The following is a 15,109-nucleotide window of genomic DNA, read 5'->3' as shown; positions in this document are numbered from 1 at the left end:
CCTTTCTCAAGCTTCAAGCTCGATTCTTGCTCAAGCGAAGCAAGCGCCGAACTCGGCACTTAGCCTACTAGGTTAATCGATTAAAAAGCCACGTTGACTATAAGTGTTGTTGAGACAAAGTGTTAACGTAAGGCCTCCACAAATTAGCTCGTGGTGAGAGATGAGCGCTAAACAAACCCAGCTTCGGCTGGGTTTTTTATTGCCTGCTATTTATCAAAGACACATTGGGGAAAGATAAGTGTGTAAACAGAAGGAAAAGCGAGATTCCCTATCACGTTCGTGCCTCACTGTAGGGAATGACGGGGATTGGACGATAATGATCTTATTGCTTTGTCAAATGAGTACGATTTGTTTGAGCAAGTAATGGCTCAGTTAGAACAGAGTAGCTAATCGTCATTCCACAACCGAGTAGCTATTTGTAAGAAGAGCGAGCTCCGTCGTCATCCCAGAATCGAGTAGAACGAGATATCAGGGATCTATATTCGTGAAAGGATGCTGCAAAAGAGGGGGGGGGATTTCGCTGTTGGAGAGGGATAGAGTAATTAGTCGCCTGACATGTAAATATAACAGGCACAAAAAACGCCACCCTTAGGTAGCGTTTTAATTAAAGCAGATAAGTAATCGAGATTACTTAGTTACTTTAAGAACTGGAGTTTCACCAACAGTTACAGAACCAGAAAGCTTGTTCAGCTCTTTGATTTCGTCCATGTTAGAGATAACAACTGGAGTAAGCGTAGATTTCGCTTTCTCTTCTAGAAGCGCTAGGTCGAAAGTGATGATAGTGTCACCAGCTTTAACAGATTGACCTTCTTCAGCTACACGAGTGAAGCCTTCGCCTTTAAGTTCAACAGTATCGATACCGAAGTGAACGAAAAGCTCAACACCGTCGTCAGACTCGATAGAGAATGCGTGGTTAGTTTCGAAGATCTTACCGATAGTACCGTTAACTGGAGCTACCATTTTGTCGCCAGCTGGTTTGATCGCGATGCCGTCACCAACGATTTTCTCAGCGAAAACTACATCTGGCACATCTTCGATGTTTACGATTTCACCAGAAAGAGGTGCGATGATTTCGATTGCACCAGCATCAGCGCTGTCATCAGATACAAGCTTTTTCAGTTTGTCAAACAGACCCATTGTGTCATGCTCCTAACGTTTAGTTTTATTCTGTAGAATATACTATACCAATCTAACAAATTAGACGACTATTTTTAGCCGTCTAACTTTATTAAGAATTTGGCGATTACTGAGATTTCTCAGCGATGAATTTTTCTACGCAAGCTTCAATTTCAGCAGCTGTAGGTAGAGATAGCGCTTCGTCAGCCATAGCTTTAACTTCAGCGAAGTTAGAGTTACGGATTACTTTCTTAACTTTAGGGATAGAGATGCCGCTCATAGAGAACTCATCTAGGCCCATACCAAGAAGAAGAAGTGTTGCACGCTCATCACCAGCAAGCTCACCACACATACCAGTCCACTTACCTTCAGCGTGTGATGCGTCGATCACTTGCTTGATTACTGTAAGAACAGCAGGAGATAGTGGGTTGTATAGGTGAGAAATCATTTCGTTACCACGGTCTACCGCAAGAGTGTATTGCGTTAGGTCGTTAGTACCGATAGAGAAGAAAGATACTTCTTTCGCTAGGTGGTGTGCGATTGCAGCAGCTGCTGGAGTCTCAACCATTACGCCGATTTCGATATCTTCATCGAAAGCTAGGCCTTCAGCGCGAAGTTCAGCTTTGTACTCTTCGATTGCTTTCTTCAGTTCACGGATCTCTTCGACAGAAATGATCATTGGGAACATGATGCGTAGTTTACCGTGTGCAGATGCACGTAGGATACCACGTAGTTGGTCACGTAGGATTTCACGACGATCCAAGCTGATACGTACTGCACGCCAGCCTAGGAACGGGTTCATCTCTTGTGGAAGATCCATGTATGGTAGATCTTTATCGCCACCGATATCCATAGTACGGATGATCACTGACTCACCGTTCATTGCTTCAGCTACTTCTTTGTAAGCAACGTATTGCTCTTCTTCAGTAGGAAGCGCGTCACGGTCCATAAATAGGAATTCAGTACGGTACAGACCAACGCCTTCACCGCCATTACGCAGGATACCGTCACAGTCTTTTACTGTACCGATGTTGCCGCAAACTTCTACACGGTGACCGTCTAGAGTTTCAGCATGCAAATCTTTTAGTTTTGCTAGTTCAGCCGCTTCTGCTTCGAAATCTTCTTTGATTTTCTTAGCTTCTGCTAGTTCAGCTTCAGAAGGGTTGATGATGATCTTGTTGTTCATCGCGTCTAGCACAAGCATGTCGCCGTTCTTAACTTGCTTAGTGATATCGTTAGTACCAACGATAGCTGGAAGCTCAAGAGAACGTGCCATGATTGAAGTATGAGATGTACGACCGCCGATGTCACAAGCGAAACCAAGAACGTAGTCTAGGTTGATTTGTGCAGTTTCAGATGGCGTTAGGTCGTAAGCTACTAGGATAACTTCTTCACTGATGTCTGATAGAGACACAATGTTGATGCCTAGAGCATTTTTAACGAAACGAGTACCGATATCGCGGATATCAGTTGCACGTTCTTTTAGGTACTCATCATCAAGAGATTCAAGCGCACAAGCTTGCTCTTCGATCACAGTGTGGATCGCGTTGTCTGCGTGCATTTTTTCTTTCTTGATGAGTGCTAAAATCTCTTCTTCTAGCTCTTCATCTTCAAGCAGCATGATGTGGCCTTCAAAGATTGCTTCTTTTTCTTCGCCAAAAGTTTCAAGTGCTTTTTGCTTAACAACTTCAAGTTGTTGAGAAGATTTGTTACGAGCGTCAAAGAAACGCTGTACTTCTGCTTCAACTTGGTCGTCAGAGATAGATTGAGTGTTTAGGACAATTTCATCTTCTTGAAGTAGTAGTGCTTTACCGAAAGCAATACCAGGAGATGCTAGGATGCCTGAAATCATAGCCTTACCTTAGTTGTTCAACTGTAAACGGGAGAGTGTGTGACTTTAAGTCGTCGACTAATGTCGCGCTTATTCCTATCTATTTCGAACAAAGCCACTTTGCTATGCAAAATGGCTTTGAAAGAAGGAGACCGTATTAGTGTAGTTGATCCATAAGAGCAACTAGGTGGTCAACTGCTTGCTGAGCTTGAGGACCTTCAGCTGAAATAGTTACGTTAGTACCTTTTACTAGGCCTAAAGTTTGTAGTTTGAACAGGCTTTTCGCGCTAGCGCTTTTGCCGTTAGAAGTCACTGTGATGTCAGCGTCGAAAGATTTTGCTTCTTTAACGAACTGTGCAGCTGGACGAGTGTGAAGACCGTTTTCTGCTGTGATTTCTACTTGCTTCTCGTACATTTTATATACCCCAATTAATTTATTTTTTGTAAGTTTGTAACCAGTTTAGCTTAACTGCTTTAGCTCAAATGCGCTAGAGGCTAGTACGCCATGTTCGTGTTAGAACTTAGACTGGTTATAAATTTTTATCCAGCCATGGTCATCTTTTGTTGAGGACTCACGACCTTCAGAATCTGTTTATTGCTTCTTTTATTTTGAAGCGAAAAATAAAACAGACCCGATATTACCAAAGGTGGGGCAGGGATCAACAAAAAAGCCCCTAAACGGGGCTTTTTTGGACGAAAAATTGATTTGACCACATATTATTGTTGGTTCTCTTTTTCCGTAAAGATACCTGCAAATAGCGCTGTACTTAGGTAACGCTCACCAGAGCTTGGAAGTACAGTGACAATGGTTTTTCCTGCAAATTCAGGTAGTTCAGCGATTCTGTTTGCCGCTACTACTGCTGCACCTGAAGAGATACCTGCAAGGATACCTTCTTCTTTCATTAGTCGTTGAGCCATTTCAATTGCTTCTTCAGAAGTTACTGACTCTACGCGGTCGATAAGTTCTAAATCTAAGTTTCCAGGGATGAAACCGGCACCGATACCTTGGATTTTGTGCGGAGCTGGTTTGATTTCTTCACCTGCAAGTGCCTGTGCGATTACTGGAGATTCTGCTGGCTCTACCGCGACAGAAGTGATGGCTTTGCCTTTTTCACCTTTAATGTAACGACTTGTACCAGTGATAGTACCGCCTGTACCTACGCCAGCTACAAACACGTCAATCTCGCCGTCTGTTGCTTCCCAGATCTCAGGACCTGTTGTTTGTTCGTGAATCTGTGGGTTAGCTGGGTTGTTGAACTGTTGTAGTAGTAGGTATTTGTCTGGATCTGAAGCAACAATCTCTTCTGCTTTAGCAATCGCGCCATTCATGCCTTTTGGTGCTTCAGTCAGTACTAGGTTTGCGCCAAGCGCTTTAAGCAGCTTACGACGCTCTAAGCTCATTGACTCAGGCATAGTTAGTGTAAGTTTGTAACCACGCGCTGCAGCTACGAATGCGAGTGCAACACCTGTATTACCACTGGTTGGTTCAACAAGCTCGATGCCTGGCTTAAGGGTACCTGCTTTCTCTGCTTCCCAGATCATGTTCGAACCGATACGACACTTAACACTGAAGCTTGGGTTACGAGCTTCGATCTTAGCTAGGACGTTACCTTTGCTTACTTTGTTTAGGCGGACTAGAGGTGTATTACCAATCGTTAGGGTGTTGTCTTCGTAGATCTTGCTCATGCGATATTCCTTCATTTAATGACAGAACTAAACGTAGTATATCAATCACTTTACCGTCTAGTGTCTTTCGATGTTTGTTCAGCTTGAATTTAGATTAAACAAGTTGAAAAAAAGGTAAAAGGATTAAAAAGTTATATCATATAGATATGTAGCAGAATTGACGCCTATCTTTATTGAAATCAGAACTTCAAAAAGATAGGCGAAACTAGGAAGTGCAGGCAGAGAGTTAGATACGAGAACTATAGACGAGAGCGTAGAGCTTGGTCTTTAAACTCAGCAACCCACATCGCGGTTGCACCACATACGGCTACGGGCATTACAATCAGGTTCAAAATTGGAATAGTAGTGAACACGGAAACAAGCGCGCCGAAGCTATAGCTCTTACCTTGTTTTTGTTTCAAACTATTTCTCATGTCATCAAATTTGATTTTATGGTTATCGAATGGGTAGTCGGCGTATTGAATCGCTAATATCCACGCGGTGAAGATGAACCATAAAAACGGTGCAACGGTTTGTCCTAGTGCTGGAATTAACAAAAGTAGGAATAAACCGATCGCTTTTGGCAGAACGTAGACAAGCTTGCGCCATTCTCTTGCTAAAATACGCGGTGTGTCTTTAAGAACATCAAGCAGGCCATCATCATTGACTTTCTTGCCGCTAAGTAGCTCTTCGACTTTTTCAGAGAGCAAACCGTTAAAAGGAGCTGCAATGAAATTGGCAAGGGTGCTAAAGAAATATGAAAACGTTGCTAAGACAGTTAACACCAATAGTGGCCATAAGATATAGGACAACCATGACAAGAAGCTTGGTAAACCTTCCATCCAGCCTTCAATCCAAGTGTTTAAGTTAGAGAAGATATAAAACAACGCACCACCAACCAGCAGGACGTTAGCGATAAGAGGAAGTAGCACAAATTTACGAATGCTCGGTGACAACGCGATTTTTATTCCGAAAACAAAATAGCCAAAGCCGGAGCGGGGAACAGATTCAATAGTCATATTTAATTAAGGTCACATGTGAATTTGGTTAAATAGCAAACACGTCTAGTGTACTCGACCGAAATTAAGAAAAAAAGCGTGGTGAAAATCACACCATCTAAGGAACTAATTGTATTAAGTTGTTCTAAAACAGTGGCTACTTTTGATAGAGTAGTGAGATTGGTCAAATTAACCCAACTTAGTGACAGCGTTTTGCCGCTAGTTGACTAAGAAAGCTGAGAGCGAAAAATGCAGGAATTGCGATTTGTACTCATTATTGTTGGCGCACTAGCTATCGCCGCATTATTGTTCCACGGTTTGTGGACGAGTAAAAAAGAAGGGAAAGCAAAGTTTGGAGATAAGCCACTTGGCAAGCTAGATAATGATAGCTTAGACGATGCTGAAACCATCCCAAACCGTCCATTCGCCCCAGAAGATGATTTTGAAATAATCCGAAAAGAGCGTAAAGAGCCGGATTTTGCGGTATCGCCATCTGCGGCTGATCCGCTGATCGATTCAGATCCGCTTACAGCACCACAATCAAAAGAAGAGCAACAAGACGATATCGAGTTGAATGATTTGCCTTCTTTCAGTGTTGAAGACCCTATCAAGGTTGATAGCGAACCGGAAGGTGCTGAACAAGCGGTAGAACCAGAGGTTCCTAGCTTCGAACTCACCGACGAGCAAAAAGAGAGCCATGCAGGTTTTAAAGAGCAGTACGGTTCTTTTGAAGAAGTTGCAGCTGAACAAGTTGAAGAGCCTGTAGTCGCAAGTGAGCCAATGGCTTCACAACAAACTTTTACTGCAAGTGAACCATTCGCAGCAAAAGAGAGTGCTGCTCCACAAGCAGCAGCTCCTGTTGAAGAAACAAAGCAAGATGAAGAGTTAGGCTTAGAGGTGATTGTCCTTAATGTTCACTGTGCTGGAGAGATCCCATTTGTTGGTACTGAACTTTTCCGCAGCATGGAGAACAATGGCTTAACCTACGGTGAGATGTCTATTTACCACTGTTTTGCACAATCAGCTGATGAGCCTAAAGTTATCTTCAGTGTCGCGAACATGATGCAGCCAGGAACTTTAGAGCATGATGATCCAGCTGACTTTACGACTAAGGGTATTTCGTTCTTCATGACGTTGCCATGCTATGGTCAAGCTGATCAAAACTTCAATGTGATGTTGAGTGCAGCACAGAAGATTGCTGATGATATGGGTGGAAACGTCTTGGATGAATCGCGTAACTTGATGACACCAAACCGTTTATCAGACTATCGCAAACAGATTAGAGACTTCATGTCGGCAGCGAATGCTTAGCCATATTGTTTAGCCTAGTAAATAATCTATATTTATAGAAAAGGGCTCCTAAGGGAGCCCTTTTTGATATTTCAATCACGACAGAGAATGATATGAAAGAATCGATTCAAGTGACCTTAGAGCAGTTAAGAGAAACTCTGCACTATCATGCCGTTCGTTATTACGTAGAAGATAGCCCAGAGATCCCTGATGTTGAGTACGATCGATTAATGCAACAGTTGCTAAAGATCGAAGAAGAGAACCCAGAGCTCGTAACGGTTGACTCACCGAGCCAACGTGTTGGTGGTCAGCCACTAGATGGCTTCACACAAGTGACTCACGAGATCCCAATGCTTTCTCTGGATAATGCATTCTCTGATGAAGACTTAGATGCGTTCAATAAGCGTATGTCCGATAGGGCGCCAACCGCTAACCTTAAGACTTTCTGTTGCGAGCCTAAACTCGATGGCCTCGCTGTGAGTTTGCTTTACGTGAACGGGACATTAGTTCAAGCGGCGACTCGTGGTGATGGCGCAACGGGTGAAAACATCACTGAAAACGTACGTACGATTAGCTCGATTCCACTTAAGCTACAAGGCGAAGGTTGGCCTGAACGTATCGAAGTGCGTGGTGAAGTGTTCATGCCAAAAGCCGGCTTCGATAAACTGAACGAAATGGCGTTGAAGAAAGGCGAGAAAGTCTTTGTTAACCCACGTAATGCAGCAGCAGGTAGTTTGCGTCAACTGGATTCTCGTATTACCGCAAAACGCCCATTAGCTTTCTATGCTTACAGCGTGGGTGTGGTTGAAGGTGCAGAGCTCTCAACTAGCCACTACCAACGCTTTTTGCAGCTGAAAGGTTGGGGTTTACCTATGTGTCCTGAGACGAAGCAGCTTAGCTCTCTTGAGGATGTAAAAGCGTATTACCAAGATATCATGACGCGTCGCGATGCTCTGGCTTATGAGATCGATGGCGTGGTGATCAAAGTCGATGATATCGCGGCACAAGAAGTGCTTGGCTTTGTTGCTAGAGCCCCTCGTTGGGCGATTGCTTACAAGTTCCCGGCTCAAGAAGAGATTACCCTGCTTAACGATGTTGAGTTTCAGGTAGGCCGTACCGGCGCTATTACGCCTGTAGCTAAACTGGAGCCTATCTTTGTGGGTGGTGTGACGGTGAGTAATGCAACGCTACACAACGCTGATGAGATTGCTCGTCTAGGTGTGAAGGTAGGTGATAGCGTTATTATCCGCCGTGCTGGTGATGTGATTCCACAGATTGTCGCGGTTGTACAAGACCGTCGCCCTGAGACGGCTAAAGACATCGTTTTCCCTGATGCATGCCCTGTATGTAGCTCTGCGGTTGAGCGCGTAGAGGGGGAAGCTGTAGCGCGTTGTACTGGCGGTTTGGTGTGTCAGGCTCAGCGTAAAGAAGCGCTTAAGCACTTTGTATCTCGAAAGGCGCTTGATGTTGATGGTCTGGGCGTGAAAGTAATAGAGCAGCTTGTTGATCGTGAAATGGTCGAAACACCAGCTGATCTGTTTAAACTTAGCGCTGGCGTGATTACGGTGCTTGACCGTATGGGGCCGAAATCGGCACAGAACGTGGTGAGTGCGCTGAACAAAGCGAAAGATACGACGTTAGCGCGTTTCCTTTATTCACTGGGTATTCGTGAAGTCGGTGAAGCGACTGCGATGAACTTAGCACAGCATTTTAAGACATTAGAGCTCGTTCAATCGGCAACTCATGAACAGCTTGTTGAGGTGTCCGATATTGGCGACATCGTTGCTAGTCATATTACGGCTTTCTTCTCACAAGAGAAAAACCGAGCGGTCGTTGAACAGCTTATCGAACTAGGCGTGAACTGGCCTGTGATTGAAGATGCGCCAGATGACCAAGAATTGCCTCTAGAAGGCAAAGTGGTTGTGCTAACAGGTTCATTGTCTCAATTGGGCCGAAGCGAAGCGAAAGCTGCACTTCAAGCGTTAGGTGCTAAAGTAACGGGTAGCGTATCTAAGAAAACCGATATCCTATTTGCCGGAGAAGCAGCAGGTTCTAAATTAACCAAAGCACAAGATTTAGGTATCGAAATAAGAACCGAAGAAGATCTAATTGCTCTTCTTTCGTAAGTAAATTCAGGTAAAAAAAGCTCAAAGGCACTCCTTTCAAGAGAGTGCCTTTTTTGTGTCTGTTATAAAAATGGTGGCTTTTTAATTGTTGAGAATTTTGTTCTTATACGAACTACAAAATCAGGACAGTGACGGCGCTCAACATTAATGAAATAGCGTTCTAGTTGTATCAGAAATGCGAGTCATATCTATTTTTATAAAAGGCGATCTTTCTTAAGTTGCTGTTTTATATGGTTTTAGGTGTTATTGTGTGTGACCTTTCAAATTTATCGATCTGGATCACTAAGTACATGGTAAATTTGCACCAACTCATATTTTTTTAGATGAAAATTAAGTTCTCATTGATCTTTTTGAGGGCGAAGTTAGTCTTAATGCCATGGATGCACGATGTGTATACCCAGAAAGGAAATAGAGAATTCAGCGTTAAGGATTCTCAAACAAGAAAAGGTATTTCTCTCTACGGCGGCCAACTTTAGGTGGGGAATATTCAAACAGCTATATCCATTTTTAGGAGTTTTATTCCATGGAAAACAAATTTTTCAAACGTACTCTACTAGGTGCATCCGTTGCACTTTTATCGACAGGCGTAATGGCGAAAGAAGTTGGTATCAACTCTGACTTCAACGTTGACGTATACGGTGTTGCAGCTATCTCTCTAGTTAACTACAACACAACTGATAACAACGACTCTAGTACTGGTTACGCTGTAGAGAACGAATCTCGTATCGGCTTCCGTGCTCATAAAGATATGTTTGATGATGTATTAATCACAATGCAGATCGAATCTGGTTACGTAGATAGCACAGACTGGTCTCACGGTGGTGTTTCAGGTGGTGTTCTAGGTTTCCGTGATACTTTCATTGGTGCTTCTGGCTCTTGGGGTAACCTACGTGTTGGTCGTGTTCTGACTCCACTATACGAAATCGTCGACTGGCCATTCTCTAACCCTGGTCTAGGTTCTGTATTCGATTGGGGCGGTATCAATGGTCACTACGATCGTCAATCTAACCAAGTTCGTTACGATTCAGCTAAATTTGGCGGTTTCTCTTTTGCAGCTTCTGTTGGTCGTGATGATAACGACAATGGTGGTGGTGCAGCGACTCGTGATGCAAACTTCGTTGGCGCAAGTGCTAAATACAGCTTTGAGAAAATCACATTCATGGGTGCGGTTGAATCTGGTACTCGTGTAGTTGCGGCTTCTGGTGGTGAGTATGTTGTAGCTCAAGAAGATATTAAAGATGCAAACGGCACCGTAACTACGCCTAAAGGTGAAATTTACCTAACTGATACTGTAGCTGGTTACGATGACGACACATTCGCATACATCGTTGGTTTTGAAGCTAGCCTACCAGCAGGTTTCGGTTTCGCTGCAGCATATAAAGGCGAAGAGCTAGACAACGGCATCCGTAAAGTGACTCAAGATTCTTACTCTATCATCGGTCAATACTGGAATGGTCCAATCGGTTTCAAACTAGGTTACGCAGCTAACCTTGAGTCTGAAACAAATGGTTCTAAAGATGCTAACTCAGACAGCAACACTATCTCAGGTCAGCTAATGGCTGTTCATAACGGTTTCGTACCTTACCTACGTGTAGCGGGTCGTACTGTTGGTGACGCTGATACAGATATCGTAACTCGCGTTGGTCTTGAATACGGTTTCTAAGCTAGAATCTTTAGCTTAAACAGTTAGATAAAAATCAAAACGCTGGTAAATTTTGTTTGCCAGCGTTTTTCCATAGTGAACATAAGGAATTAGTCATAATGAATAAAGTTAGTGTAGTTGTATTATCATTATTTTTGGGAGCTTGTAGTTCACTCGATTCACAAAGTAATTTTGCAGACTCAGTTGCTGATGTTCAGCCTAAAGGTGGTTACATTAAAGTAACCGGTCAATCTTACGTAGCAGAAAATAGAGCAAATGTAGGCGCAGACATTCTCAAGTCGTCGCTTTATTTTACATACAATAAAGAAGTAACACCGAATACTGCCCCAGAATCTTCAATTACTATGGACGTAAGTTACTTCCAAAGTTACAAAGAGTACGAAACGGTTAGTTTTTTTGGCAAGACGATAGAACTAGAAGATAGACAAGTACCAAGAGAAAGCTGCAGCGAGCACTGTACTAAGACTCAATATATTAAATTTCCACTAAGTGACGCTGATATCCAGCAAGCAAGAGAAAAGAATTTAGAATTTACGCTTGAAGGCCAAAACTCAGTAATGAGTACGACTTTTATCGTGCCGAAAGCGTACATCGACACAATTTATAACGGTGCAAATAATCATACAGCTATCGCGGTTGCTCCAGTTGCGGCTGTTCCAGTAGCAGCAGTAGCTGCTGAAGAGCCAAAAGCCTCACAAGCACAAGAGATGGTGAATTACTGGTATGGTGAAGCAACCAAAGAAGAGCAATCTGCAGTGACAGATTGGGCATTCAAGAATCGTAAGAACGCGAACCCAGCACCACTAGAAGGCTCAAAAGAGATCGAAATGGTTTCTTACTGGTTCAATAAATTAGACAACGAAGAAAAATCTCAGACGATGATTTGGTTGTTGGAGCAAGAGTAAGCCTTTAACCTAAGCCTCAAACTATGTTTTTCAACCGCAGTATTGTATAACAGCAGTACTGCGGTTTTTCATTTTAAGCTTACAGGTAACATTGTGAATATTGGTGAAGTAGCGAAACGTGTTGGTACAACAGCGAAATCCATTCGTTTTTACGAAAGTAAAGGCATGATGAGTCCGCCACATCGTTCAGAAAATGGCTACAGGCAATATGGCGAGATTCATATCGAGCAGCTAGAATTTGTGCTCAGAGCAAAGATGGTTGGCTTCACACTGGATGAGTGTAAATCCTTGGTTGAGCTAGCTATGAACCCTAATAGGCAAAGTTTCGAAGTAAAACAGAAAGCGACTCAGAAGTTAGACGAAATAGAATTGAAGCTCGCGGAGCTCAATAAAATGAAGGCTCAATTGCAATCTTGGGTACACGACTGCCCAGGTGACGCTTCTACGGATTGTCCTATCTTAAACAATTTATCTGGCCGTCCTTAGACCATTTCAGTAATAAATATCAGTCAGGCTGTAAATGATGTTACTAGCCTGACTTAACCACTTATCACAGCACTTTTCCGCCGTAATGTTTACAGATCAGTAGTGGTACATGAGTGACCGCGTTACCATCTGAACACTTAACAATAGGTCCCATATTACCGTTACCTGGTGATTGACTGCTCGCTAGAGCGCTTCCGAATGACAAGCTAAAAATAGCCGTAACAATGATTAGAAAATGTCTCATACAAACTCCGTTAGTTTTATCTCCGATTGAGATAAGTGAAAGTATGGACAAGGTGAAGAAAATTTCAAAAATTGGACGGACTTAACATTTTTAATAATTATAATTAAGCGATAGTGAGACGAACTATTCATATGTATTTTGGCTAACAAACTTGGCTTTCTTATGCCTTTTGGATTCATTCAAATTTTTTAGCTTTATGAAATAAGAACTTATTTTGTTATCAATTAAATCTATCGTAATGATATTTAAAATATTATTGATGAATAAAAACTAAAAAAGCCTGCATTTATTGAAAATGCAGGCTTTATATATTAATAAACTATAAAGGTTCTATTATTAGAACTATTCCGTCTAAAGCAACAATCTTTATTTCTGTGCCAGATGGAATATCTTGGCTAGCCTTTGCAGACCAAGAAGAGTCACCGAACTTAATACGACAGCTACCTTTTTTGACGTCTTCACTTAGAACGAGGGTTTGACCTACCAGCTGCTTTTCTCTTTGGTTGAGTTCTCTATTTGAATCTGACCGCTTATCACTAGATAGTTGCCTTCTCCACCACAACCAAGTGGTGATAAGGGAGAAGCTAGCAAAGGATAGCCATTGCATCTGCCAACCAATTGGTAGAGCACCCAAAAGAGCACCGACCAACATGGCTGAGATGCCTATCCACAAAAAGTAACCAGCGGTTCCAACCAGTTCAAGTGCAAGCAACGCTAGACCAAACGCCAGCCAGTGCCAGTGGTTTACTTGTTCTAGTAATTCGACCATAAGTTAGTCCTTACTATTTGTATCATTCTTGTGTGTGAACATTTCTGCGATACCAGCAACAGAGCCCATTAGGCCAGTCGCTTCAAGTGGTAGCATGATGATCTTACCGTTTTCTGCTTGTCCAATTGACTTCAATGCCTCGGTATAGCCTTGTGCAATAAAGTAGTTCACGGCTTGCATGTCACCCTGTGCAATTGCGGTTGATACCATTTCTGTTGCTTTCGCTTCTGCTTCTGCCGCACGTTCACGTGCTTCTGCTTGAAGTATTGCGGCTTGCTTTTCACCTTCAGCTTTTAGGATCTCTGATTGTTTGTGACCTTCAGCCTTAAGGATCTCAGCTTGTCTTACACCTTCTGCTTCTAAGATATCGGCACGCTTGTTACGTTCCGCTTTCATCTGAGCATTCATCGCAGCCGTCAGGTCTGCTGGTGGCTGTACGTCTTTAATTTCGATACGGGTAACCTTTACGCCCCACGGGTTGGTGGCTTCATCCACGATGTTAAGAAGCTTGGTGTTGATCATGTCACGTTGACTTAGCATCTCATCAAGTTCCATTGAACCCAGTACCGTACGAATGTTAGTCAAAGTTAGGTTACGAATCGCGTGCTCGAGGTCATTGACTTCATACGCTGCTCGCGGTGCATCAATCACTTGTACGAAACAGACCGCATCAATAACCACATTGGCATTGTCTTTAGAGATAACTTCTTGCGCGGGGATATCAAGAACTCGCTCCATCATATTGATTCGTTGACCGATCTTATCAATGAACGGAATGATTAAGTTAAGGCCTGGTTTTAGTGTGTGTGTGTAGCGGCCGAAGCGCTCTACCGTCCAGTTATTACCCTGTGGTACGGTTTTTACACCAGCGAAAATAAAGAGCAGTGCGACGACAGTAAAGACGCCAATAGTAATCAAAGTATCGATAGGCATACAAAGTCCTTTGCAAGTTTAAGTTTCAAATTATTTATTACTCATACTGGCGCATATTTAAAGTGGGAGCAAATTTATAAATGAGAAATGGGCCATAAAACATTGATTTTATGGCCCATTGCGAGTTTTTCATTCAAAAAGCTTATGAGTTGCTTTGTCGATTTTGTATTTGACTACTTACTGTTTAGGAATCAAGGAGCCTAATTAGTAAAGCAGAGAGTAAAGCTGACGGCGGTACTTACTAGCAACAGGATTGCCTTGCCCAAGTGCACTTAGGATATCCATGAACTCTTTTTTCATGTCTCCATCAAGAGCATTGAGGTCTTTGACTAGGAAAGACCACAGTAGGTCCATTGCTTCTTCACTACGGTTTACTTGATGGTATTGCAGTGCCAATTCTGACGCGGTTTTCGCATCGCTTGAGTTTTGCTGCAGCGCCGCTTCTAATGCTTGGATCTCTGGACTATCGGCAGCTTGCTTATGAAGTTCAAGCTTGGCGACTAAGCCTTTGTAGTAGTTGTCTTGGTACTCGAGTGGAATTGTTGCCAGCTGAGCCTCAGCAAGGTCAAATTGTTGGGTTTCTAGTAAACACTCTGCAATTGCCAGTTTAACTTCACCTTTGCTCGTTAGTTCTGCTGGAAGCTGCTGCATAGCCGCTAAAGCTTGAGTGTGCTCACCGGCTTGCATCTGCTCAAGTGCTTGGCGTAGTGCCAATTCATCTTGGCTTGGAAGGTGTTTGCCAAGCATTTCCACAATTGCTTCTATACGTTGCGGGCCACCTAGGCCATCGACAGGTTGACCGTTAACAAACAGTGCAATAGTCGGCAGTGCTTGAACACCAAATTGGCTAGCAATGGCTTGCTCTTGTTCGCAATTTAATAGCGCGAGCGTGAATGCACCATTGTATTGCTGAGTTAAGGTTTGTAGTTCAGGAATGACTTGAGCACTCTCTTGGCTCATTGGTGCCCAAAAATGGATGAGGACAGGGGTCTGCATCGAACCTTCTAGTACTTGACGAAAGTTCTGCTCATTAAGTTCAACAATATGCGGAGATTGCATTTACGTTCCTTGAGATTTGTTTTG

14 protein-coding genes are annotated in these 15,109 nt (G+C 43.0%); 5 read left to right on the top strand and 9 right to left on the bottom strand.

The annotated features are described in order from the left end of the window. Window positions 1–627: 627 nt before the first annotated feature. The 5 genes from crr to cysZ all read right to left on the bottom strand — a co-directional run bounded on the left by crr (window position 628) and on the right by cysZ (window position 5,631). Window positions 628–1,137, bottom strand: coding sequence for a PTS glucose transporter subunit IIA (crr, locus tag F0251_RS14850; RefSeq protein ID WP_004737851.1), 510 nt, complete (start codon window positions 1,135–1,137; stop codon window positions 628–630). Between the two features lie 106 nt (window positions 1,138–1,243). Then, on the bottom strand, window positions 1,244–2,968 hold the full coding sequence (gene ptsI, locus F0251_RS14845; protein ID WP_061034186.1) for a phosphoenolpyruvate-protein phosphotransferase PtsI: 1,725 nt from the start codon (window positions 2,966–2,968) through the stop codon (window positions 1,244–1,246). Window positions 2,969–3,104: 136 nt separating this feature from the next. Beyond that, on the bottom strand, window positions 3,105–3,362 hold the full coding sequence (locus tag F0251_RS14840; protein WP_004734263.1) for an HPr family phosphocarrier protein: 258 nt from the start codon (window positions 3,360–3,362) through the stop codon (window positions 3,105–3,107). Between the two features lie 302 nt (window positions 3,363–3,664). Further along, the gene (gene cysK, locus F0251_RS14835) at window positions 3,665–4,633 is read right to left on the bottom strand and encodes a cysteine synthase A (protein WP_008224684.1); all 969 of its coding nucleotides are present in this window, start codon (window positions 4,631–4,633) and stop codon (window positions 3,665–3,667) included. Between the two features lie 239 nt (window positions 4,634–4,872). Beyond that, a complete protein-coding gene (gene cysZ / locus F0251_RS14830) occupies window positions 4,873–5,631 on the bottom strand; it encodes a sulfate transporter CysZ (protein WP_171731253.1) in 759 nt (252 codons plus the stop codon). 228 nt (window positions 5,632–5,859) lie between these two features. Here cysZ and zipA point away from each other — a divergent pair, with 228 nt between their 5' ends. The 5 genes from zipA to cueR all read left to right on the top strand — a co-directional run bounded on the left by zipA (window position 5,860) and on the right by cueR (window position 12,080). Continuing rightward, window positions 5,860–6,921: a cell division protein ZipA gene (zipA, locus tag F0251_RS14825; RefSeq protein ID WP_171731252.1), complete on the top strand. Its 1,062-nt coding sequence runs from the start codon at window positions 5,860–5,862 to the stop codon at window positions 6,919–6,921. Window positions 6,922–7,013: 92 nt separating this feature from the next. Beyond that, the gene (gene ligA / locus F0251_RS14820; RefSeq protein ID WP_171731251.1) at window positions 7,014–9,026 is read left to right on the top strand and encodes an NAD-dependent DNA ligase LigA; all 2,013 of its coding nucleotides are present in this window, start codon (window positions 7,014–7,016) and stop codon (window positions 9,024–9,026) included. A gap of 523 nt (window positions 9,027–9,549) precedes the next feature. Continuing rightward, window positions 9,550–10,689 (top strand): porin, encoded by a 1,140-nt coding sequence (locus tag F0251_RS14815; protein WP_061034181.1) that lies wholly within the window; start codon window positions 9,550–9,552, stop codon window positions 10,687–10,689. 98 nt (window positions 10,690–10,787) lie between these two features. Beyond that, the gene (locus F0251_RS14810) at window positions 10,788–11,594 is read left to right on the top strand and encodes a DUF2057 family protein (protein ID WP_061034180.1); all 807 of its coding nucleotides are present in this window, start codon (window positions 10,788–10,790) and stop codon (window positions 11,592–11,594) included. 93 nt (window positions 11,595–11,687) lie between these two features. Further along, complete coding sequence (cueR, locus tag F0251_RS14805; RefSeq protein ID WP_105057473.1) at window positions 11,688–12,080, top strand: Cu(I)-responsive transcriptional regulator; 393 nt, start codon at window positions 11,688–11,690, stop codon at window positions 12,078–12,080. A gap of 64 nt (window positions 12,081–12,144) precedes the next feature. On the opposite strand, the gene F0251_RS14800 is transcribed toward cueR, so the two are convergent. The 4 genes from F0251_RS14800 to F0251_RS14785 form a co-directional block, all read right to left on the bottom strand. Then, the gene (locus F0251_RS14800; protein ID WP_004737863.1) at window positions 12,145–12,324 is read right to left on the bottom strand and encodes a hypothetical protein; all 180 of its coding nucleotides are present in this window, start codon (window positions 12,322–12,324) and stop codon (window positions 12,145–12,147) included. Between the two features lie 319 nt (window positions 12,325–12,643). Continuing rightward, window positions 12,644–13,093: an NfeD family protein gene (locus F0251_RS14795; RefSeq protein WP_105057472.1), complete on the bottom strand. Its 450-nt coding sequence runs from the start codon at window positions 13,091–13,093 to the stop codon at window positions 12,644–12,646. A 3-nt stretch (window positions 13,094–13,096) separates the two neighbouring features. After that, window positions 13,097–14,026: an SPFH domain-containing protein gene (locus F0251_RS14790; protein ID WP_008224544.1), complete on the bottom strand. Its 930-nt coding sequence runs from the start codon at window positions 14,024–14,026 to the stop codon at window positions 13,097–13,099. Between the two features lie 204 nt (window positions 14,027–14,230). Next, on the bottom strand, window positions 14,231–15,085 hold the full coding sequence (locus F0251_RS14785) for a co-chaperone YbbN (protein WP_171731250.1): 855 nt from the start codon (window positions 15,083–15,085) through the stop codon (window positions 14,231–14,233). Window positions 15,086–15,109: the final 24 nt, after the last annotated feature.

This window comes from Vibrio sp. 070316B, from assembly GCF_013114115.1.
GTDB lineage: Bacteria > Pseudomonadota > Gammaproteobacteria > Enterobacterales > Vibrionaceae > Vibrio > Vibrio chagasii_B.
The sequence above is the reverse complement of the archived record's forward strand: the minus strand, read 5'-3'. Positions and strand labels throughout refer to the sequence as shown.